Genomic DNA, 21,152 nt, shown 5'->3' with positions numbered 1-21,152 from the left:
CATGAACACACCGATAGGACGCTTTCGCATCATGGGGTTTCTAGAGGGAGGCTCGCTGCTGGTCCTGCTGTTTATCGCGATGCCTTTGAAGTATTTTGCCGGGTTTCCGGAGGCGGTTACTGTAGTAGGTTCCCTGCATGGATTTTTGTTTGTTACATACCTGTTCATCATTGCCTATGTGACCTTTAAGGTCCGCTGGTCCTTTATATGGGTCGCGAGTGCATTGGCTGTAGCTTTTATCCCATTCGGCAATTTCGTTTTGGATTCAAGGCTGAGAAAATCGAGATTTGCCTGAAAAGCCGGTTTCCCGGCTTTTTTTGTTTTGAAATTTTTAAATTGTAAGTCCTATGGATAATGATCAGTGCTTGATCAACTTACAGCAGCTTCAATACATTGAAGTAATAGTTATATTTATTAAAGGGGGCTGCTGATTTGCGTTCCAGGCACTTCGCTTTCCGCGGGGCGGCGCTGAGCCTCCTCGTCGTACCTCCTGCGGGGTCTCAGCTCTGCCGCTGCAATCCCGCAGGAGTCTACGTGCCTTCCACTCCAATCAGCAGGGCTTCTAGAATTCGATAGCGTTCCCTCATAGCTTATATTTTTTTAGATTCGCAGACAAATTCATTTTCTTTTTGCTTATGCAAAAAAAAGCCGGCAATCCGGCATTTTTTTATCTTTGAAATTTATAAATCCTAAGACTTATGGATAATGATCAATGCTTGAACAACGTTCAGCGCTTTGGTGCATTAAAGCAATAGGTTAGATTTATTAAGGGGGGCTGCTAATTTGCGTTCCAGCCACTTCGCTTTCCGCGGGGCGGCGCTGAGCTTCCTCGTCGCTGCCGCTCCTTCGGGAACTCAGCTTTGCCGCTGCAATCCCGCAGGACGTTGATTTTCTTCTCCGAACTTTCTTCGCACGAAGAAAATGCGCATGCATTTTATGAGGAGTCTACGTGCCTTCCACTCCAATCAGCAGGGCTTCCAGAATTCGATAGCGTTCCCTCATAGCTTATATTTTTTTAGATTCGCAGACAAATTCATTTTCTTCGACGGCTTACCCCGCCATTACGCCTGCCACTTGAAACCCTCTTTCACACACAACACAGAAAAACCTTTTCTGAAAAAAAAATCATCACCCATGTCCTTTTCGCCTGCAAATCTATATATAGAAGGTGAAAGGAGGTGATGCAAGATGGCACAAACAGTCGCAACAGCTACCAGCCTTAGAATCTACTTCGAAACAGGAATGAACGAAAAAGGCGATCCGATTTACAAGTCCAAGACATTGTCCAATGTCAAAAACTCAGCTACCGCTGACCAGCTTCACCAGGCAGCCCAGGCGTTCGGATCTTTAAGCGAACATCCTGTCAACTCTGTTCAGAGAAACGACAGCTTTGATGTAATCGCCTAATAAAAATAAATCTGGAAAGGAGGTGAGATGATGGCTAAAACACTGGAAATCCAATTTCTCACTGAAAACGGCAAAACCGCATCCCTGACAGTAGATTCACCTAAAGAACCAATCGATACGGCCGCCGTGAAGCAGGCAATGGAAGAGCTGATTGCAGCCGACATTTTTGCGGGGCCAAGCGGAAAGCTGGTTTCTGCCAAAGGAGCCAGAGTAATTGACCGCAGCGTAACTGAATATGAACTAGTATAATAGAAGCAGGGGCCGGTGCCGTCATGGGCCGGCCCTTTCTTTCCTAAAACTATTTTAAGAAGAGGCCAAGCCTTAAGAGGAGGAACAGTATGGACCAATTAATTCCATTAATCAGCGATGTAGGATTCCCGATTGTTGTGACATTGTATCTGCTTCACAGGATTGAGGCGAAGCTGGATTCAGTGGTGCAATCCATACAGAATCTGCCCGGCAGTTTAAAGGAAAAAGCCAGGCATGACAGTGCTTCCGGCCTATAAGGAAACCGGTGCCAATCCTTGACAGTAATATGGAATAATGCTAAATTTAAATCAGCCGTTATGCATCGTGATAGATTTGCAAAGCTGCTTGTTCCAGAGTTTAATACTTGCTTGGAGAAGTGAAGATTCGTAAAAGCTATATACGCTGTAAATGGTGAATTTACACATGGCTGAAGCTGGCCATTAGGAGGATTTTTCTTATGGTAAACGGTAAAGTAAAATGGTTTAATGCAGAAAAAGGTTTTGGTTTCATCGAAGCTGAAGACGGAAACGATGTATTCGTTCACTATTCTGCTATCCAATCAGAAGGTTTTAAATCCCTCGAAGAAGGCCAAGAAGTTTCTTTCGAAGTTGTTGAAGGAGCTCGCGGACCTCAAGCGGCTAACGTTACTAAACTATAATCAGAAATACCATATATCGCAGTTCAGCCTCCGCGCTGGACTGTTTTTTTATTTAAAAAAGGAGGGCTTCAAGCGGCGCGGCCTTCATCCATATTGGCAAATGCCCTGCAGATCAGAAGGATATCTTTATAAATCGCCTTTTTGACAGGCTTTACATTGCAGCGGCAGTATTCGTTCAATAACTCTTTCAATTCATTTAAAAAAATCATTTGTTCTGTCATTTTTTCACTGCCTCCTTTTTAGTCTTATATTACTACTACTATATACCCATATGAACTCATTTGAAACACATCTAAGTAAATTCAGTCTATTCTGGAAAAATTTTCTCAGTGATAAGCTGCGTTTTCTGTTAAAATAAGAGAACAAACATTCTGGCTGAAAGGCTTCCTGTTTTTTCAGAAACCTTCGCTATCCTCTTTTTGATATAATGATAGGATTCTGAAAAAGAAGCAATAAGGTTAAAAGAGGGGGAGAATCATGAAGTTTATTCATACGGCAGACTGGCATCTGGGCAAGCTTGTCCATGGTGTGTATATGACAGAAGATCAGCGGGAGGTACTGCAGCAGTTTGTCAGACTGGTGGAGGAAGAAAAGCCGGACGCCATTGTTATAGCAGGCGACCTTTATGACCGTTCCGTCCCGCCGACAGATGCTGTACGCCTGCTGGACGAAACCCTGTTTAAGCTTAATATTGATCTTAAAACGCCGATCGTGGCGATTTCCGGCAACCATGACAGTGCTGAACGGCTGTCATTCGGCAGCTCGTGGTATCAGCACAGCCAATTTTATCTGAACGGAAATATCGAAGCCAGCTTCCGGCCTGTACATATAAATGGCGTTAACTTCTACCTGGTGCCCTATGCAGAACCAGGTACTGTCAGGCAGCTATTGGGAGACGACTCCATCCACTCCCATCAGGATGCCATGAAGAGCCTTATCGGAAAAATGGAAGAAACAATCAATCCTAATGAACCGAATGTGCTTGTGGGCCATGCCTTCGTGCTGGGAGGACAGACCAGCGATTCTGAAAGGACTTTATCTGTCGGCGGTTCCGGATGCGTCACTGCGGATCTTTTTGCGCCTTTCTCCTATACGGCGCTCGGCCATCTTCACAGCCCGGATGCCATCAAGCATGATACAGTCCGGTATGCCGGCTCACTGCTGAAATATTCTTTTTCTGAAAGCAAGCAGAAGAAGTCGGTTTCCATCATCGAAATGAATGATAATGGCTCTTTTGACATCCGCGAGCATTCTCTTGCTCCCAAGCAGGATATGCGCGAGGTGGAAGGCTATCTGGAGGAGCTTCTCGATCCATCGTTTGCAGAAGGGCAGAATCATTTGGATTACCTGAAAATTACCCTGCTGGATGACGGCAGCCTCATTGATCCGATGGGCAAACTGCGGCAGTTATATCCGAACGTCCTCCATCTGGACAGAAAAATTGAACAGACCGACCTGAAAAGGAAAATGGCCTTCCAGGCTGTGAAAGAAGAGAAAAAATCCGAACTGGATCTTTTTGAGCAATTTTATAAAGAAATGACAGAAGCTGAATTCACAGAAGATAAAAAGTCAGCGATGGCTGATATCATCCAGTCTGTGCTGAAGGAGGAGGGATTGAAATGAAGCCTTTGAAGCTGGCAATGCAGGCATTCGGGCCTTATGCAGGAACCGAAGAGATCGATTTTTCCTCGCTCGGCAGCAAAACCATGTTTGTGATTTCAGGAAAGACCGGCGCGGGCAAAACCACTATTTTTGATGGCATCAGCTATGCCATTTATGGAAAAGCAAGCGGGGAAGACAGAAATGGCCCCGAGCTTAGAAGCCAATTTGCTGAAAATAATCTGCTGACAGAGGTGTCGCTCCAATTCTCGCTCCGTGACCGGACATACTATATCACACGTTCCCCGCAGCAGGAAAAAAAGAAGGAGCGGGGCGAAGGTTTTACGACAATCGGCGCCAGGGCCGAGCTTTATATATATGATGAAAAAAATGAGAAAGTGCTGCTCGCTGCCAATGTGAGGGATGTGGATGAGAAGATAAAGGAAATCATGCTCATCGACAGCAGCCAATTCCGGCAGATCCTGATGATTCCCCAAGGGGAATTCCGCAAGCTGCTCACATCAGACAGTAAAGAAAAAGAGGTTATCCTCCAAAGGCTGTTTCATACGGAGATCTATAAAAAAATCGAAGAAAAGCTCAGGACTGAAGCGACAGAGCTGAAGAAGAGTGTTGAAAAGCAGGCAGACAGGAGAAACCATCTTCTGCATGGGATCCATGCCTCCTATCAGGAAGACCTGCTCGAAGCTTTGGAAGAAGAGCCCCTGAATGACAGCAGGATCCTCCGGCTGCTCGAAAAAGAGATCGAGCTTTTAAACGGGGAAATGGATAAGCTTGTCCATGAGGGCCGTAAGAAGCAGGAGGAAAGGGATTCTCTTCAGCAGAAAATCTATGAAGCAGAAGCAGTCCTGAAGCAGCTGGCTCAAAAAGAGGAGCTCAAAGCCAAAAAAGAAGAGCTGGAAAGCCGGAAGGAATGGTCAGAAGCAAAAGAGCAGGAAATCATCCTCGCTCAAAAGGCCGCAATCCTTGAGCAGCAGGAAGAGTTATGCCATAAGCTGAAAAGTGATCTGGACTCATGCAAAGCTGAATTTGAACGGCTTGGGAAAAGTACGGAGGCATTATATCAGCTTCTCCAGCAAAAAGAAGACGCCTATCAGCATGAGAAGAACAGGGAAGCTGAACGGAAAGAGTCAGCGGAAGCAGTTTCAAGGCTGCAGGCGATGAAAGAAGATGTCCTCGCCCTGTCCAAAACTAAATCAGAGGCTGAGATGCTGAAAAAGCGGTTATATTCCTCCAAACAGACAATAGAAAATCTTGAAGCCGGCCAGAAGCAGTGGGAGGAAACATTGAAAAGGCTCAATGCCGAGAAAAAAGGTGCTGATGGAAGCCTCCTGCTGGCCGTGGAGATGGAAAGGAAGCTTGAAGGCTCCCAATCTCTTCTTGAAAATATCAATAAATATGAGAGCCAGGAACAGAAGCTGGGTGATTCTCTTAAAAAATTGGAACAGCAAAAACAGCTGCTGGAAAAGCAGCAGGCACGTGCTGAAGATGCCAGGCAGCTGGTGGCAGAGCTGGAGCAGAAATGGCTGCATGGCCAGGCGGCCATACTTGCCGGCAAGCTTCAGGATGGAGAAGCATGCCCTGTTTGCGGATCCATGGAGCATCCTTTGCCTGCCGTATCTGGCGGCCCGGATTTTCCTGATGAAAAGGATATTGAGGCAGCAAAGAAGCAGCAGCTTTCCTGCGAGGAAGACCGTTCTAAGGCCGAGTCACGCTATTATGAAATCCAGTCGGCAGCCGCCAGCCTGAAAGAGTCGATTGCTGAACTTGCTGACAGAGTGGCAGAACAAAAACCGGGGCTTTCAGAGGATACAATCACATCCTATAAGCAGGAGCTCCTCTCGGAAAGAAGCAGGATGGAAAGTGAGCTTGCAGGGTACCGCAGAAAAGCGGCTCAGGCTGACAGGCTTGAACAGGAAATCAAAAGAGCTGAAAGTGAGAAAAGCAGGCAAGCTGATGAGCTTCGCCGGGCCGCAGCGGACAATCAGGAAGCAGGCATTCTTTTTGCAGAGAAAAATACAGTGCTTTCCAGAATGATGGAAACTGTTCCTGAAAATCTCCGCTCCCGCCAGGCATATGAGGAAGAGCTGCAGGCGGCCCAAAAGCATCAGCAAAAACTCACTCAGAGGCTGGAGGAGGCACAGGCTGCCTATACGGATACAAGGGAAAAGCATTCTAATGAGAAGACTCGCCTTGAGGTTGCGGAAAACCAGCTGAAGCAGACTGGGGACAAGCTTTCCGCCGAGCGGGAGCTGTTCCGGGACAGGATGGCTGGGCAGGGCTTTACTGTATACCAGGACTATCATCATGCTAAAAGGAATGAAAGGGAGCTTGAAGGCCTGCAGGCAGAGCTCAGAAGCTACCGGGAAGAACTTCGTTCCGCTGCAGACAGATACCATGAGCTTACAGAATTGCTGAAGGATGTTAAGGAGCCTGATATCCAGGCCCTCAAGGAGGAATTCGGGGAAGTGGACAAGCTGCTGGCTGCACTGCAGGAGCAGTATACCGGCCTGCTCGTGAAAAAGCGGGAAAACGGGGAAATCCTCAAAAAGGTCACAGAAATCAACGAAGACATCAAACAGCTTGAGGAGCAGTATCACCTCCTTGGCCATCTGTTTGAGATTTCCAAGGGACAGAACACATTCAGGATTACATTTGAGCGCTATGTGCTTGCTGCTTTCCTTGATGATATCCTTCGTGAAGCAAATGGCAGGCTGGGCAAAATGACGAGCGGCAGATACCGGCTTCTAAGGAAGACGGACCGTTCCAAAGGAAATGTTCAAAGCGGGCTGGAGCTGCTCATTTTTGATCAGTACACAGGGCAGGAGCGCCATGTTAAGACATTGTCTGGCGGGGAGAGCTTTAAGGCGGCATTGTCGCTTGCGCTGGGTCTGGCAGAAGTTGTCCAGCAATATGCAGGCGGCGTCTCGCTTGAAACAATGTTCATCGACGAAGGCTTCGGGACGCTTGATCCCGAATCACTTGACCAGGCTATAGAAGCGCTCATCGATATTCAGAGCACAGGAAGGCTTGTGGGCATCATCTCCCATGTGCCTGAACTCAAGGAACGAATCGATGTCAGGCTTGAAGTCACATCAACCCAGCTGGGAAGCAGGACCGAGTTCCACTTTTTAAATGGATGAATGAATGGGGCAGGGATTGAATTCCTGCCCTATTTTTTTGGTGGGATGCTTGGTGATTGGAGGAGGGAAGGTGGGAAGTTCTAAATATGAATACAATAGGGCAATTAATGCATGAGAGCCGTGATGAGAGCTAAGTCATGCATAGAATAGAGAGTAATCGATGCATGAGAGCCGTGTGAAAAGCTAAGTCATGCATAGAATAGAGTGCAATCAATACAAGAGTACTGTGTGAAAAGCCAAGTCTGCATAGAATAGAGTAGAGTGCAATCAATACAAGAGTGCTGTGTGAAAAGCCAAGTCATGCATAGAATAGAGTGCAATCAATACATGAGAGCCGTGTGAAAAGCCAAGTCATGCATAGAATAGAGAGCAATCGATACAAGAGAGACGTGTGAAAAGCCAAGTCATGCATAGAATAGAGTGAAATCAATGCATGAGAGATGTATGAAAAACTAAGTCATGCACAGAAACAATGCAAGAACCTCGTACAAATACCCCGCATGTATTGAGAAAGCCCAATTCCACTAAATCCAATCCACACATACAGCCTCTCCCATCAAAAAAACATCCTGCGGCAGCAAACCGCAGGATGTTTTTCCCATTCTACTTGCTCTCAGCCGGCACTTTCTTAAAGCCAAGATAAAGCATCGGCACGATGATGACGGTAAGGATGACTGAGAACAGTATCCCGGAAATGATCGTTATGGCCAGCGGTGTAAAGAGAGCATCTCCGCTGACTGCGACTGGTATCAGTGCCACGATGGATGTCAGTGCAGTCAGGAGGATCGGCCTCAGTCTCACACGGCCGGCTTCCACTACGGCATCTTTGATGGCCATTCCGTCACGCAGCCCCTGTTCCATAAATTCGATCAGGACGACAGAGTTACGGACGACGATTCCTGTCAGAGAAACCATTCCCATGACAGCGAGGAAAGAGATCGGCGTCTGTGTTACGAACAGGCCGAGGATGCTGCCGGCAAGTGCCAGGTAAACGGCTGTCAGTACCAGGAAAGGAAGGCCCAGTGAATTGAATTGGAAGGCGATCAGCAGATACACCAGGAAGATGACAATGATGAACAGCACGGTAATTTCGGCAAAGAAGTCATTTTGCGCCTGATTCTCTCCGCCTAACTGGATGCTGTAGTCATTGCTGTCCAAAGCTTCCCGCTCATCCTCAACGATTTTCTGGACATTCTCCTTGAAGCCTTCCTCCTCTTTAGGGAAGGCTCTTATGGTGATCGCCCGGTCTCCATCCTGGTGGGGGATGCGCTGAATTTCTTCGGTTCTTTCCTCATCCACAAGCTCCGAGACAGGAACAAGTTGAGGCGGTCCGGCCTGTGTACTGCCGGCAGCCGGAATCTCGAGCTCTTCAAGGTTCAGCGGCTCTTCCGGGTCGCCCAGGATGATGCTCATATCGCGCTTAGATACGCCATTATCAAATGCCTGCAGCGGGATGCCTTCAGTTGCCAGGCCGATCTGCTCGCTGATCTGGTTGATGGTGATGCCGTATTCTTCTAATTTGGCACGGTCAGGGACATATTTTACAGCCGGCTCTGGAGTTCCGATATTGTCGACCACAAAGTCTGCTCCAGCGTCTTCGATTTTGCCGGACAGAGTATCCCTGAGTTTAAGGAGCTTCTCTATCTCAGGCCCTTTTACCGTGACTGTGACAGGGGCGCCTGCAGGAGGTCCCTGCTGGATGGTTTCCATGAATATTTCAGCATCAGGATATTTTTCCCTCAGAACAGATGACCAGTCGTCGATAAGCCCCTGGGCAGTCTGGTTCTTCCGGTCGACCCGTGCGACAATCTGTCCCGTATTCTCCCCGGATGCCTGCAGGGAGCTGTTGAAAAGATTAGGCAGTCCGGTTCCGGCGAAAACGCTTGTTTCTTTGACGCCAGGATCAGTCAGCAGCATTTCTTCGATATCCCTAAGCTGCCCGGCTGTGTCCTCGAGGGTCACACCGATTGGGAGTGTAACGTCAACCGTCACCTCTTCACGGTCGGCGGCTGGGAAGAACTCAAAAGGAGTCAGCACAGCCAGCCCGAAGATCATCGTTGTAAAAATCAAGCCAAGGAAACCGACAAGCTTCGGCCTTTTGGAAAATGGCTTAAGGATTTTGTCTGCATACATATCAGCCATCAGATTGAGCGGCCTTCCGAGCAGCCCGGGAGCGTCAGAAACTTTTTTGCTCGTTTTCCGGTAAAGCATAAAGCGCATCATCGGCACAAATATTAATGCGACGAGTGTTGACGCCAAAATGGTCGTGATTAAAACGGTCGGCAGGGCCCTTATGAAAGCTCCGTTCCCCCCGGAAAGAAAGACGAGTGGAAGGAAGGTGAAAACAATAGCGAGTGATGAGGTGACGATGGAAACCCAAATTTCCTTCGTTCCATTGATAGCCCCAAGCATCGCCCCTTCACCCATTTTATAACGCCTTTGGATACTATCGTTGACGACAATGCTGTCATCAACAAGAATACCGAGCGCGATGATCGCCCCGATGACAGAAATCTGGTTCAAGTCCACATCGGCGAATGGAAGGGGTATCAGCCCCATCAATACGGAAATCGGGACTGCCAGTGCAACGACGAATGCGCCTGAGGCGGTCAGTCCAAGAGCCGTAGTCAGGATGACTGCCGCTACCGAGATCGCAAGAGATAAGTAAAGGCCGTCAAAAATATCGGATACCTGATTGGCCTGTGAATAATATGGCTGAAGGTCAATACCGTCAGGCAGCCCTTTTCCCAGGTCTTCGACCAGGCTGCTGACTGCTTCGTCAACGGAAGGGATATCCTGTCCTGCTTCGACAAAGGCAGTAAATGAAATAGAAGGCTTTCCGTCGATGGTGACAATATCCTCCGTTTCTTTCTGCACGACTTCAGCTTTTCCGATGTCGCCAAGCAAGACGGATTCACCCTGCGGTGATTTGCCGACGAATAATTTTTCCATATCCTCAACAGAGCCATAATGCTCTAATGTAAGCTGCACGATTTCCTGATCCATTTCCTGCTTTCCTAATGGTGCAGGATAGAATTCTTCATTAATGCTGCTGATCACATCAGGCAGAATGATCCCTTTTTCCTTCAGCAGCTCCGGATCCAGTTCGATAGAGATTTTTTCTTCAGGCAGGCCTTTAATGGCAACGCCCGATATGCCAGGTAAGGATTCAACCTCTTCTTTCCAGCGCGAAAGTTCGTCCTGAAGAGCAAAAAGGCTTTCTCTGTCGCTGCCCGTCAAATGGTAAGATACAATTGGCATCTTGACATTTGCTTCACTGACTTCCGGTTCAAAGGCTTCTTCCGGGAAAGAAGCTGTAAGGTCAGAGATAGCCTGGCGCACATTGCCGAACACTTCTTTTTTGTCTTCTCCGTCGGCAACCGTTACGATAATAGAAGAGAAGCCTGCGCTTGAGGATGAGCTTAGTTCCTCGATTCCCTCAATGGACTGCAGCTTCATTTCTATCGGATTGGTGATATTCCTTTCCACACTGTCGACCGTTGCACCAGGATAAACGGTGCTGACGGTCCCGATGTTGATGGAAGTCTCTGGTATTTCTCTTTGCGGCAGCTGAAGGAAAGTGTAGACGCCAACGATAATAAATAATAAGAACAAAATAATAAAGATTTTGGATCTTTTTAGTATCCATTCAAGCATAATCCATTCCTCCTGAGGTTTGACTGGTCGGTCAAATTTTGTTGAATATAAAATAAAATCTAATATTATCAAGGGAAAAACTCTTGACTACATGGTCATTTTTGCATGACTTAGTTAAACTAGTCAAGAATGAATGTGTTTAGTGAATGTGCAGGCATTAAGATATGAGGTGTAATGATGAACAAACGCGAAGCGATTTTAGAAACAGCTGTTGAACTTTTTGCTGAAAAAGGGTACAGCCAGACATCCATGCAGGAAATTGCGGACGGTGTAGGGATTGCAAAAGGTTCACTGTATTCTTTTTTTTCATCAAAGGAAGATCTGATTATTTCCATTTATGAGCATTACCAGCAGCTCGTCTTTGAAAGGGTCCTTGTCATCGGACTGGATGGGGATCTGGAGCCTAAGCGTAAGCTGGAGAAGCAGTTCAGTGCCCAGTTCGAAGGGATAATTGAATATAAAGCGTATATGAAAATGCAGATGCGGGGAGAGACGGCTGTTAACAGCGTAAAGATTGCAGGGATGGAGCACAGGATGCGCGGAAGATTGTTTTCCTGGCTCCAGAAAAGCCTGACTGAGCTGTATGGGGAAAAAATCAGGACATATCAATGGGATCTGCTGTTCATGATTCAGTCGATCTATCGGACATATATGATGCTGATGGTATCTGACCAGGCAAAGATCGAACCGGATGATATCGGCGTCCATTTAGTCCGGCAGCTTGATGCGGTAGCCAATGATTTTCTTGAAAAGGGCGGAAATCCGGTTCTTACTGATGAAATGATGAAGCATTTTGTCGTTCATATGGATAAGGAAGGCGCTTTTGTTTCTTTTGAAAAAAGGGAACAGGCATGGAAGGATCTTTATCAAAAGCTGAACAATCTGGAACCTCAGAAATCTTCATGGCTAAAAGAGATTGCAAACAGAATTTCCGAGGAAACCAAAAAATCCAATCCTGAAAAAATCATTCTGGAAGGGCTGTTTGCTTTGCTGAAGGGTGAGGGAGATATCCAGAAGGAAGCCAGGGAGCTCGAAGGGGAAATCCTGAATGACTGACTAGGGGAATTAGGCAATCAACACTGTTCTGCCATGCAGTGCCTATTCTTTCATGGTAAAATAGTGGCAGAAGATTCAAATAATAGGGAGTTGGAAAGATGAAGAAAGCAGCACTTTCGTGGAGCGGAGGCAAGGACGGCTGCATGGCTCTTGATCTATTGGTCAAGAAAGGGGTAAAGGTTGAGTGCCTCCTGACAACAGTCCCAAAAGAGCTGGGAAGGACTTTTGGACATGGTGAAAAGAAGGAGCTTATATCCCTTCAGGGGGAAGCTCTCGGGATTCCGGTCCGCTTTATAGAATGCACGTTTGACGGATATACGGATTGCTTTGTCGCCGCTTTAAAAGAGGCAAAAAAGAAATACGGACTTGATGCGATTGCGTTTGGGGATCTTTATTTAGATGAGCACAGAGATTGGGGCGAAAAGGCGGCGGCAGCGGCAGGTCTGGAAGCATCCTATCCTTTATGGATGAAAGAAGAAGAAGCACCATCAGCCCTGGAAGCATTCACGGATTCAGGATACAAGGCTAAAGTGATCAGGGTAAGAGATGAGATTCTTGCCACTGAGTGGCTTGGCCGCGAAGTGGATGCATCCTTTGCCAGGGATATTAAAGATACAGCCAGCTGTCCAATGGGTGAAGCAGGGGAATATCATACTTTTGTCTACGACGGCCCTCTTTTCCGTAAAAAAGTCAGCTTTGACACTGGAGAAATTATTCAGCTGGAAACAACTAAGCGGCTTGAGCTTGAAAACTTCGCTGTAAGAGAAAAGCCTAAGTCATAAGTAAGGAGGATCCCGCTGTGGCAGAGCTATTCGGGCAAAATTCGGATCTTTATCCTTTTGCGGCTTTTTCGGCAGGCCATTGGATCATGCTGTTTGTTTTTGCGGCAGGCTCTTTTGCTTTATACTATTACCAGGAGTTTTTCGCGGCAAATGAAAAAGCGGTCAGGTGGACGTTCTTCTCAGGTTTATTCCTCCTGGAGTCGCTTTACCACTATTGGCTGTACCGTGCAGGAATATGGGATGTTTCCTTTACACTGCCGCTGCAGCTGTGCTCCATCAGCCTGGTTCTTTGCCTGATCCTGCTCGCAACAGGATCAAGACCCGTTTTTCATATTGTTTATTTTATCGGAATTGCTGGTGCTCTAATGGCGGTGCTGACGCCTGAATTATTTTTTGGCTATCCGCATTTCCGTTATTTCCAGTTTTTCATCACCCATATTCTGATTATCTGGACCTGCCTTTTCTATGTATTTGCAAAGGGATTTGCACCAGATCATAAAGGGATGTGGCTGAGTTTCCTGTTCCTTAATTTATCTGCAGGCATTGCATATATGGCCAATAAATGGACCGGGGGAAATTATATGTTTCTTGCCTATAAGCCTTCCAATGGCTCGCTGATTGATTTTCTGGGGCCTTATCCATTTTATATCCTTTCCCTTGAAGGGATTGCGCTTGTCATATTTTATGTGCTGCTTGCTCCGTTTGGTTTTCGGAAGAGGAAGTAAACAGCAAAGCCCCTGCCTTTAGCGGGGTTTTTATTTGATTTTCAGCGGACTTCAGGCAAAGCCTAAAGAATAGTTTGATTCATCCGGCCCAATAATAAGCTTTAGAGACTGAGTTGGAAGGAGCTTTGCCTAAATGAAAAACCTTCGTTTTTTATTGAAAGATGGGACAGATAGTTCACAGGTTGCAAAAGACCTTCGCGTCCAGCTGGATGTTAACCGCTATCAGCATGTGAGTGTAACTCCTGTTACGGGCAGAAATGAAGTGATTGTCCAGGTTCCTGATGATAGCGGCATGATGGAAGAAACAATTGAGAGCTTCATGAAGGATTATCAGACCGGCGAGATGCTGGAATAGAATTTTGCCCCCTTTCAGAAAGGGGGCTTTATTTTTAGCTGGAATACTCCCTCTGGATAACGGGCCTTTATGCTGGCAGGCCCCTGCCAAGATTGCTTATAATGGGGTTAATATACTCAAGGGAGGGCTTTCGGGTGAGAATAGGGATTGATGCTGGCGGGACTCTGATTAAAATCATTTATGAAGAAAATGGCCTTCATTTTAGAAAAATTGAATATAATGAGGCTGAGCAGGCGCTGAATTGGCTTAAGACAATGGCTCCTTCTGGGGATTATGTCCTAACCGGCGGCAAAGCTGCCATCCTTAAGGAGGCCTTTTTTCCCGAAGCCGCTATCATCCCCGAATTTTCGGCCACTTGTGAAGGGGCTCTCCATCTGATCAAGGAAGCAGGCCACCCGCATGAAAGATTGCTGCTCGTTAACATCGGCACAGGGACTTCCTGGTATAAAATAGAGGATGGAAAGCATGAAAGAATCCTGGGCAGCGGTGTGGGCGGAGGCGCTTTTATGGGGCTTGGCAATATTTTTACTGGAAAAGCGGATCACCAGAAGCTGGCCGGTCTGGCAGCAAAAGGAAACAGGGAAAAGGCCGACCTGCTGGTAAGCGATATTTATGGAGACAGAAGCTGGCTTCCCTCCGCAGCAGGCCAGAATGAAAGGCTGAAGGATGTTGAAGCGCCTATTGACGGCAAGCTTACGGCAGGCAATTTTGCCAATATCGCGGGTAAGCCTTCCGAAGAGGATCTTATGGCAGCGGCTGCTAACATGATTGCCGAAACAACGGTCCTCTTGACCAAAGGGGCTGCTGACACCCACCATTCTAAAAAAATATATTATATTGGAAGTTCCTTGCAGGGTAATGATGCACTGAAAAAGGGACTCCTTACATACAGCAGGATGACAGGCCTGGATGCCGCCTTCCTGCCTAATGGGGAATACAGCGGTGCACTTGGTGCGTACTTATCCAGTTGGAATGATAAATTAATGAATTAAAGTAGGTGCATTTGTGGGAAAGAAATACTTTACGATCGGTATGGCCGGCCATATTGATCATGGAAAAACATCGCTGACCAAAGCGTTGACGAATATAGATACAGACAGGCTGAAGGAAGAAAAAGAAAGGCAGATATCCATTGAGCCGGGATTTGCTCCTTTGTATGAAGATGAGAATTTGGAAGTATCTGTTATTGATGTCCCGGGGCATGAGCGGTTCATCAGGCAGATGATTGCCGGTGTGGCAGGCATCGATCTTGTAATCCTTGTCGTTGCAGCTGACGAGGGTGTGATGCCGCAGACAAAAGAGCATCTCCAGATCCTTGGGTTCCTAGGCATTGAGAAAGGGATCGTCGTTATTTCTAAAGTTGATCGGGTTGATGAAGAATTCATCGGCCTTGTTGAGGAAGACATTCTGGCAGAACTTGAAGGAACGGTCTTTGAAGGCTCGCCTTCGGTTCTCGTGGACAGTCTTTCTCGAAGAGGGATAGAAGAACTGAAAGTGCTTATTGAGAACGAACTTAAAGAAATCACCCCCCGCGGCACAACAGGCGCTTTCAGGCTGCCGATCGACCAGGCCTTTACGGTAAAGGGGCAGGGGACTGTGGTCCGCGGAACCGTTTATGAAGGATCTGTTGAAGAAGGCCAGCAGCTCAAGATCATGCCCTCAGGCATTGAAACGAGGGCGAGGCAGATCCAGGTGCACCGGAAGCAGGCTGAAAAGGCGTTTGCAGGGCAGCGGGCAGCCATCAACTTATCCGGGGTCGCAAAAGAAGATGCCGCCAGGGGGCAGGTCCTTGTCTCCGCTGACAGTTTTACAGTGACAAATGTGTTTGATGCAAGCATCCGGACAGCAGAGGGGCTGGAATCTGCCATCAAGCAGCGGATGCCTGTTAAATGCCATATCGGAACAGCTGAAGTGATGGGCCGGATTGTATTTTTTGACCGCAACGAGCTCAAGGAAGATAATGAAGAAATCCTATGCCAGATCAGGCTGGACGAAGAGGTGGTTACAAAGCGGGGAGACAGGTTCATCCTCAGGAGGCCGAGCCCCGCTGAAACCATCGGCGGGGGATGGGTCATAGATCCTCATGGCCAAAAATATAAGTTTGGCAAGCATACCGTTGAGCTTCTTGATAAGAAAAAACAAGGGTCTCCGCACGAAAGGATCAGCGATGCCCTTAGAATAAACAGCAGCATGAAGCCTTCAGAGCTTGCCCATTTAACCGGTGTGGACGAAGAAACTGTCCTGCAGGTGCTTCAGGAGGACGGCTTTTTAAAAATAGGGCCTAATGACTTTGCCCACAGCGAAACGGTGCAAAACGCCTCCATGGAAGCAGCAGGGAAGCTTGCTGAATTCCACTCTGCTTTTCCGATGAGGAAAGGGATCCTTAAAGCAGAGCTGGTCCAATCGCTGGCAGGCATCTACGGCAAAAGCCTGGTAGATTTTACGGTGGAAAAAGGGATCCTGGATGGAAAATGGATAAAAGAAGAACAGTGGCTGTTTTCTACAGGCTTTGAAAGGAATATTCCGAAAAGCTGGCAAAAACGGGCTGACAATATGCTGGACCAGTTAAGAAATGATGGACTGCAGGTCCAATACCTCGACGATTATTTCGCCAAATCGGGTATTCCGGGAGATTTGAAGGCTGATATGATCCGCTTTCTGGCAGATACAGATAAAATCGAGCCGATTGATGGCCAGTATTATTATCATGAGGACATTTTCAATGAAGCGGTTGAAAAGCTGAAGGCTGGAACCGGAGGCAGCTTTGATGTAGGTGAGGCTAAAGATCTTTTGGGCTTATCGAGGAAATATATCATCCCTCTCCTTGAGCGGCTTGATGAGCTGAAGCTGACCGTGCGGGAAGATAATAAAAGGATCTGGAAAAAATAGAGAAAAGCACCCAAGGAGGGTGCTTTTCCTCTATTATTTTACTTCCTGTTCTTGATATAAATGAGGCGTTTTATGCTTTTTCCCTTTTTTTGGCTTAGGCAGCTTCCGGTCGAATTTTGCCTGATCATAAATCGCTGATCCCACAATTTCAGCTGTATCCTGAAGCTTGTCCTTGCTGATTTTATCAATCGTGTCCTCTGGTGTGTGGTACCATGGCTCACTCGGGCTGTGGATGAACAATGCTGCCGGAATCCCTGCTTCTGCAAAAGGCACATGGTCGCTCCGGCCCCCCTGGCCATACGGTGTTGCTGCCCCGTTCAGCTTTAAGCTGGATTTCTGGGCCAGTTCTGTCACCAGATTCGGTTCGCCATCAGCCGTCAGCATGACCAGGTCGCCTGCATCCCTGCTTCCGACCATATCCAGGTTAAAGTTGGCAATGATGCTATCCTGCTCTTTGTCTGACAGATTCTCTACATAATGCCTTGATCCAAGCAAGCCGAGCTCTTCAGCACCAAATGTGACAAAACGGATTTCTGAATCAGTGGGAATGTTTTTGAACACTCTTGCCAATTCCAGTGTCATCGCTGTGCCTGATGCATCATCATTCGCTCCCGGTGCACCTGCGACAGAGTCATGGTGTGCGCCAAGCACAATGACTTCTCCTGTATCTTTCTTTTTATTAGTCGGTTTTTTAACGGCAATTACATTGTGAGATGTTTTTTCACCGGCATCAGCGCCAACAATGACAAGGTTGGCGGTGACGGTTCCGCCAGCTTTGAGTCTGGCTGACAGGCTTACACCTTCAGCTTTTGATAAAGCTGCAGCAGGTATGTAATCCTCATTGGCTTCTCCAAGTGTCCCGCTGAGAGGACCATCAGCATTATTATAGATCAGAACACCGGCAGCACCTTGTTCAGCTGCATTCAATACCTTTTCGGCAAAGCTGATTTCCCCTCTTTGAATCAGTGCAATCTTACCGTCCAGATCAGCAGCTGCGGCGTCTTCCTTTGTTCCCAGACCTGCTTCTGCCAGTTCAGCAGTGACATTCCCGTTAACTGTATAAGTGAAAGGTGCAGGGGATAATGACACTTCCGCTCCCTGGACGGTTAATTCAATCTTCTCAGGCGGGGTATAGCCATAAAAGGTGAAAGGCTGGATTTCTGTCTTATAGCCATAGCTTTCAAATTTTCGCTTAATATACTCTACTGCCTGATCTTCAGAGGCTGTGCCTGCCACGCGCGGAGACTGTGAGAGATCTGTGATGGATTGATAGATTTTTTCCGCTGAAATCTTTTTGATGAGACTATTCTCAAGGCCGTGGAGAGCTTCCAGCTTCGGAGCTTCCTTTGGCTGGGCAAGTGCAGGAGCATGTACCGCCCCAAAAGCCAAAACGCCTGCTAATGACATAGAAACAAAAGTTTTTTTCATACTATTCCTCCCTGGATAAATTTAATAGGCAAGTATAGTCTAGAATATTCCTAATATTTGCATAAGGTAAAAAACTCCTGCATTTTTTAGTCCTTTGCATTCATTTTTCGGCCGGCATCCTGCTGGAGCGACTTTTTAATCAGGAGGTGCTAACTAGAAAAAACGCTGAGGAATAAATTACCTTCCGGATATTGTCGTAAATTATGAGTCTTAAGACGGTAGAAATTACTTCCTGATAAGTTTAGAAGATGAAAAAATGGGGTATATAACCTATTTGTTCATGGGAAAAAGAAGATTATATTCCTTAATTAACCTATAACAATAGTAAATTCCAGGCACTCCATTTTTTACACATACTATTCTAGTGTAATGATTACTAAAATTAGGATGTGAAAGAAATTAAAGGAGTGTACACCATGAAAAAACAACTTATAACAATGGCAGCCGCAGCAGGCTTGATGCTGACTCCTTTCCAAGGTTCAGCAAGCGCACATGAACAGACACATAAAGTAGCCTCAGGAGACACACTTTGGAAAATCTCCAGGCAATATCATATAAATACAGGCGAGCTTCAAAGCTGGAATGGGCTCAGCGGTTCAATCATCTATCCGGGACAGGAGCTCTCAGTTATTGCTCCGCATAGCCACACATCACAGCCTTCAGCAGCAGGCACCACCGTACATACTGTGCAGGCAGGGGACACACTGTGGGGAATCAGCCTGAAATACAATGTCAGTGTCGCATCCCTTAAGCAATGGAATCGTCTGTCAACTGATACGATTTATAAAGGCCAGAAGCTTTCAATCAGCGCTGCTGCAAGCAGCTCTGCCAATGCTCCAGTGCTGAATCCGGCACCAGCCCAAACAGGGTCAAGTTATATTGTGCAAAAAGGAGATTCGCTTTGGAGCATTAGCAGCAGGACCAATACCTCTGTACTTCAATTGAAAGCAGTGAATAACCTTTCCAGCGATACGATCTATGCAGGACAGAAGCTTCAATTGAATGGCACAGCAGCAGCTGCAAAGCCTCCAGCACCAGTATCTGTTTCCTCGAAAGCCGATGCGATCATCAGCGAAGCGAAAAAGTATATCGGCGTCCCGTACAAGTGGGCGGGAAGCACACCTTCCGGTTTTGACTGCAGCGGCTATATCAACTATGTCTTCAAGCAGTCTGGCGTATCAATCCCGAGAACTGTTGCAACGATCTGGGGCTCCGGAAAAGCGGTATCTTCACCGTCACCGGGAGATATCGTCTTCTTTGAGACCGGGACAGGCCCTTCACATGCAGGCATCTATCTTGGCGGAAACAAATTCATCCATTCAGGCTCTTCCACTGGTGTAACAATCAGCGATATGAATTTATCTTATTGGAAGACTAGGTATCTTGGGGCGAAGTCGCTGCTATAATGGGCTGTTGGGCTTCTGATGCTATATCGTGTTCAGTGATGGGCAAATAGACTAATTTTCTCCCAAAGATTCACTTAGCTGCAATAAAGATTATAGGACATACATTGGACAGACTCTTTTCAAAAGAGCTGTCTTTTTTGGCTCTATACTAAATGTTGGGGTTCCTACACAAATTGAGACATAAAAAATGCACGTAATCATCCAGTCTTTTATACTTGAGTTGTCGAGAAACAAGTATAGATTGGAGATACGTGCATAATGAATTCTAACATAAAGTTGCCTGGATTTGAAGAAGTAGTGGTTCTATCAATGGAGGAAGTGGAAGAGAAGCTTCGCATACATGTAGAGATGCCTGTTAAAGCCCATGTTTGTCCGATTTGTGGGACATCAACGGTGAAAATCCACGACTATCGGATATGGAACGCAACCCCTTTGTCGACCGATACCAGCGTATTTCGGTTGAGCTGAACCAAGCCATTAAGATCCGCAGTATTAAGGGGAAGACCTTCAAAGAGACCGCAGAGGTCTACGGAACCTCCACTTCCACAGTAGTAAGGCGATTTGACCTCCTGGCGGAGGCCACTGTGAACGAAGAAGCGAAAGAACTGCCGGAAGTCATTGCGATTGATGAGTATAAAGGGGATACAAGAGAAGGAAAGTACCAGCTTATCATCGCTGATGGGGTCACTCGTGAACCCATCGATATCCTTGAGAATCGTTATAAGAAAACAATCAAGCAATACTTAAGAAAGTATGGAGCCAATGTCAAAGTGGTTGTCATGGATATGAGCCCATCCTTTAAGGCGGCTGTCCAACAGGCGCTCGGAAAGCCGGTTATTGTAGCTGACCGTTTTCACTTCGTCCGGTACATCTATTGGGCTTTAGATGGGGTCAGGAGAAGAGTTCAAACGGAATGGCATGATTATGACCGGAAGAAATGCAAGAGGGGTCGTCATGTATTCTATAAGAGGTCAGATAAGCTGACGGAAGAAGACAAATGGCTTCTTCGCAGGTACCTAAATATGTCCCCTGAATTAAAGGTGGCATATGAATTAAAAGAGCNATATGAGCCCATCCTTTAAGGCGGCTGTCCAACAGGCGCTCGGAAAGCCGGTTATTGTAGCTGACCGTTTTCACTTCGTCCGGTACATCTATTGGGCTTTAGATGGGGTCAGGAGAAGAGTTCAAACGGAATGGCATGATTATGACCGGAAGAAATGCAAGAGGGGTCGTCATGTATTCTATAAGAGGTCAGATAAGCTGACGGAAGAAGACAAATGGCTTCTTCGCAGGTACCTAAATATGTCCCCTGAATTAAAGGTGGCATATGAATTAAAAGAGCRGTTTTGTCGATGGTTTGACGAGGCAAAGCTGAATGGTGAGGAAAAGATCCTCCTAACTAAAGAGTCACTCTATAATTTTTACGAGGACGTTGCCCAGGCGGGCATTCCTGAGTTCATGAAAGCTGCCAAGACCATAAAAAACTGGCAAATCGAAATACTAAATAGCTTTAGCTATAACTATTCGAATGGTTTTTTAGAAGGCCTCAATAACTTAACGAAAGTCATGAAACGAAACGCATTTGGCTTTAGAAGCTTTAAGCGTTTTCGGGCCAAAATCTTATTAACTCATAAGTATAAAAAGTTGGGTGTGCATATTGGATAAGGGTGAAGCCCTTTGGACCTCACCCCAACATTTGACGTAGAACCTCTTTTTTATAAAAATCCAGCTGGAAAAGATTCTTCATATAACGTTGGATATTACAGTCTGCACCCATAGC

The 21,152-nt window shown here is 46.6% G+C and carries 17 protein-coding genes and 2 pseudogenes; 16 read left to right on the top strand and 3 right to left on the bottom strand.

The window, feature by feature from the left end:
* Position 1 precedes the first annotated feature (1 nt).
* The 5 genes from FZD51_RS11400 (at position 2) to FZD51_RS11370 (ending at position 2,314) form a co-directional block, all read left to right on the top strand.
* Positions 2 to 295, top strand: a complete 294-nt coding sequence (locus FZD51_RS11400; protein ID WP_022543779.1) for a DUF3817 domain-containing protein — start codon at positions 2 to 4, stop codon at positions 293 to 295.
* An 893-nt stretch (positions 296 to 1,188) separates the two neighbouring features.
* Positions 1,189 to 1,407 carry a DUF1659 domain-containing protein gene (locus FZD51_RS11385; protein WP_094767325.1) on the top strand — a complete coding sequence of 73 codons (219 nt, stop codon included), beginning with the start codon at positions 1,189 to 1,191 and terminating at the stop codon, positions 1,405 to 1,407.
* A 27-nt stretch (positions 1,408 to 1,434) separates the two neighbouring features.
* Complete coding sequence (locus FZD51_RS11380; protein WP_420886239.1) at positions 1,435 to 1,656, top strand: DUF2922 domain-containing protein; 222 nt, start codon at positions 1,435 to 1,437, stop codon at positions 1,654 to 1,656.
* A gap of 89 nt (positions 1,657 to 1,745) precedes the next feature.
* Complete coding sequence (locus FZD51_RS11375) at positions 1,746 to 1,913, top strand: YvrJ family protein (protein ID WP_022543781.1); 168 nt, start codon at positions 1,746 to 1,748, stop codon at positions 1,911 to 1,913.
* 200 nt (positions 1,914 to 2,113) lie between these two features.
* Complete coding sequence (locus tag FZD51_RS11370; RefSeq protein WP_148974894.1) at positions 2,114 to 2,314, top strand: cold-shock protein; 201 nt, start codon at positions 2,114 to 2,116, stop codon at positions 2,312 to 2,314.
* A 68-nt stretch (positions 2,315 to 2,382) separates the two neighbouring features.
* Here FZD51_RS11370 and FZD51_RS26150 read toward each other — a convergent pair whose 3' ends face one another.
* On the bottom strand, positions 2,383 to 2,535 hold the full coding sequence (locus FZD51_RS26150) for a hypothetical protein (RefSeq protein WP_009791060.1): 153 nt from the start codon (positions 2,533 to 2,535) through the stop codon (positions 2,383 to 2,385).
* Positions 2,536 to 2,791: 256 nt separating this feature from the next.
* Here FZD51_RS26150 and FZD51_RS11365 point away from each other — a divergent pair, with 256 nt between their 5' ends.
* Positions 2,792 to 3,937: an exonuclease SbcCD subunit D gene (locus FZD51_RS11365; protein WP_148974893.1), complete on the top strand. Its 1,146-nt coding sequence runs from the start codon at positions 2,792 to 2,794 to the stop codon at positions 3,935 to 3,937.
* On the top strand, positions 3,934 to 7,074 hold the full coding sequence (locus tag FZD51_RS11360; protein ID WP_148974892.1) for an AAA family ATPase: 3,141 nt from the start codon (positions 3,934 to 3,936) through the stop codon (positions 7,072 to 7,074). The genes FZD51_RS11365 and FZD51_RS11360 overlap by 4 nt, the downstream gene beginning before the upstream one ends.
* A gap of 603 nt (positions 7,075 to 7,677) precedes the next feature.
* Here the strand turns inward: FZD51_RS11360 and FZD51_RS11355 are convergent.
* Positions 7,678 to 10,731, bottom strand: coding sequence for an efflux RND transporter permease subunit (locus FZD51_RS11355; protein WP_148974891.1), 3,054 nt, complete (start codon positions 10,729 to 10,731; stop codon positions 7,678 to 7,680).
* Between the two features lie 174 nt (positions 10,732 to 10,905).
* On the opposite strand from FZD51_RS11355, the gene FZD51_RS11350 reads away from it, so the two are divergent.
* The 6 genes from FZD51_RS11350 (at position 10,906) to selB (ending at position 16,538) form a co-directional block, all read left to right on the top strand.
* Positions 10,906 to 11,787 (top strand): TetR/AcrR family transcriptional regulator, encoded by an 882-nt coding sequence (locus tag FZD51_RS11350; protein WP_148974890.1) that lies wholly within the window; start codon positions 10,906 to 10,908, stop codon positions 11,785 to 11,787.
* Between the two features lie 98 nt (positions 11,788 to 11,885).
* Entirely contained in the window at positions 11,886 to 12,569 is a 684-nt protein-coding gene (locus FZD51_RS11345; RefSeq protein WP_148974889.1) for a Dph6-related ATP pyrophosphatase, read from the top strand.
* Positions 12,570 to 12,586: 17 nt separating this feature from the next.
* Positions 12,587 to 13,294: a YwaF family protein gene (locus FZD51_RS11340; RefSeq protein ID WP_148974888.1), complete on the top strand. Its 708-nt coding sequence runs from the start codon at positions 12,587 to 12,589 to the stop codon at positions 13,292 to 13,294.
* 133 nt (positions 13,295 to 13,427) lie between these two features.
* Complete coding sequence (locus FZD51_RS11335) at positions 13,428 to 13,649, top strand: hypothetical protein (protein ID WP_148974887.1); 222 nt, start codon at positions 13,428 to 13,430, stop codon at positions 13,647 to 13,649.
* Positions 13,650 to 13,783: 134 nt separating this feature from the next.
* A complete protein-coding gene (locus tag FZD51_RS11330) occupies positions 13,784 to 14,641 on the top strand; it encodes an acetate and sugar kinases/Hsc70/actin family protein (protein ID WP_262380884.1) in 858 nt (285 codons plus the stop codon).
* 13 nt (positions 14,642 to 14,654) lie between these two features.
* Positions 14,655 to 16,538, top strand: a complete 1,884-nt coding sequence (gene selB / locus FZD51_RS11325; RefSeq protein WP_148974885.1) for a selenocysteine-specific translation elongation factor — start codon at positions 14,655 to 14,657, stop codon at positions 16,536 to 16,538.
* 33 nt (positions 16,539 to 16,571) lie between these two features.
* On the opposite strand, the gene FZD51_RS11320 is transcribed toward selB, so the two are convergent.
* Positions 16,572 to 17,966, bottom strand: a complete 1,395-nt coding sequence (locus tag FZD51_RS11320) for a M28 family peptidase (RefSeq protein WP_148974884.1) — start codon at positions 17,964 to 17,966, stop codon at positions 16,572 to 16,574.
* Between the two features lie 416 nt (positions 17,967 to 18,382).
* Between FZD51_RS11320 and FZD51_RS11315 the strand changes: the two genes are divergently transcribed.
* From FZD51_RS11315 to FZD51_RS11305, 3 genes and pseudogenes are all read left to right on the top strand, one after another.
* Positions 18,383 to 19,372: a C40 family peptidase gene (locus tag FZD51_RS11315; protein ID WP_148974883.1), complete on the top strand. Its 990-nt coding sequence runs from the start codon at positions 18,383 to 18,385 to the stop codon at positions 19,370 to 19,372.
* A gap of 258 nt (positions 19,373 to 19,630) precedes the next feature.
* Positions 19,631 to 20,442, top strand: a pseudogene (locus FZD51_RS11310) (ISL3 family transposase); the annotation flags it as partial.
* A pseudogene (locus FZD51_RS11305) lies at positions 20,438 to 21,037 on the top strand (ISL3 family transposase); the annotation flags it as partial. The pseudogenes FZD51_RS11310 and FZD51_RS11305, both read left to right, overlap by 5 nt.
* Between the last annotated feature and the right edge of the window lie 115 nt (positions 21,038 to 21,152).

It is taken from the genome of Bacillus infantis (assembly GCF_008180445.1).
GTDB lineage: Bacteria > Bacillota > Bacilli > Bacillales > Cytobacillaceae > Bacillus_AB > Bacillus_AB infantis_B.
This window is presented reverse-complemented; position numbering and strand designations above follow the sequence as displayed.

Bases quoted from the DNA above. Each gene is read 5' to 3' on its own strand.
- FZD51_RS11365 (WP_148974893.1), top strand. From the start codon at position 2,792: ATGAAGTTTATTCATACGGCAGACTGGCATCTGGGCAAGCTTGTCCAT.
- FZD51_RS11355 (WP_148974891.1), bottom strand. From the start codon at position 10,731: ATGCTTGAATGGATACTAAAAAGATCCAAAATCTTTATTATTTTGTTC.
- FZD51_RS11345 (WP_148974889.1), top strand. From the start codon at position 11,886: ATGAAGAAAGCAGCACTTTCGTGGAGCGGAGGCAAGGACGGCTGCATG.
- FZD51_RS11380 (WP_420886239.1), top strand. From the start codon at position 1,435: ATGATGGCTAAAACACTGGAAATCCAATTTCTCACTGAAAACGGCAAA.
- FZD51_RS26150 (WP_009791060.1), bottom strand. From the start codon at position 2,535: ATGACAGAACAAATGATTTTTTTAAATGAATTGAAAGAGTTATTGAAC.
- FZD51_RS11385 (WP_094767325.1), top strand. From the start codon at position 1,189: ATGGCACAAACAGTCGCAACAGCTACCAGCCTTAGAATCTACTTCGAA.
- FZD51_RS11335 (WP_148974887.1), top strand. From the start codon at position 13,428: ATGAAAAACCTTCGTTTTTTATTGAAAGATGGGACAGATAGTTCACAG.
- FZD51_RS11315 (WP_148974883.1), top strand. From the start codon at position 18,383: ATGAAAAAACAACTTATAACAATGGCAGCCGCAGCAGGCTTGATGCTG.
- FZD51_RS11400 (WP_022543779.1), top strand. From the start codon at position 2: ATGAACACACCGATAGGACGCTTTCGCATCATGGGGTTTCTAGAGGGA.
- FZD51_RS11375 (WP_022543781.1), top strand. From the start codon at position 1,746: ATGGACCAATTAATTCCATTAATCAGCGATGTAGGATTCCCGATTGTT.
- FZD51_RS11320 (WP_148974884.1), bottom strand. From the start codon at position 17,966: ATGAAAAAAACTTTTGTTTCTATGTCATTAGCAGGCGTTTTGGCTTTT.
- FZD51_RS11370 (WP_148974894.1), top strand. From the start codon at position 2,114: ATGGTAAACGGTAAAGTAAAATGGTTTAATGCAGAAAAAGGTTTTGGT.
- FZD51_RS11350 (WP_148974890.1), top strand. From the start codon at position 10,906: ATGATGAACAAACGCGAAGCGATTTTAGAAACAGCTGTTGAACTTTTT.
- FZD51_RS11360 (WP_148974892.1), top strand. From the start codon at position 3,934: ATGAAGCCTTTGAAGCTGGCAATGCAGGCATTCGGGCCTTATGCAGGA.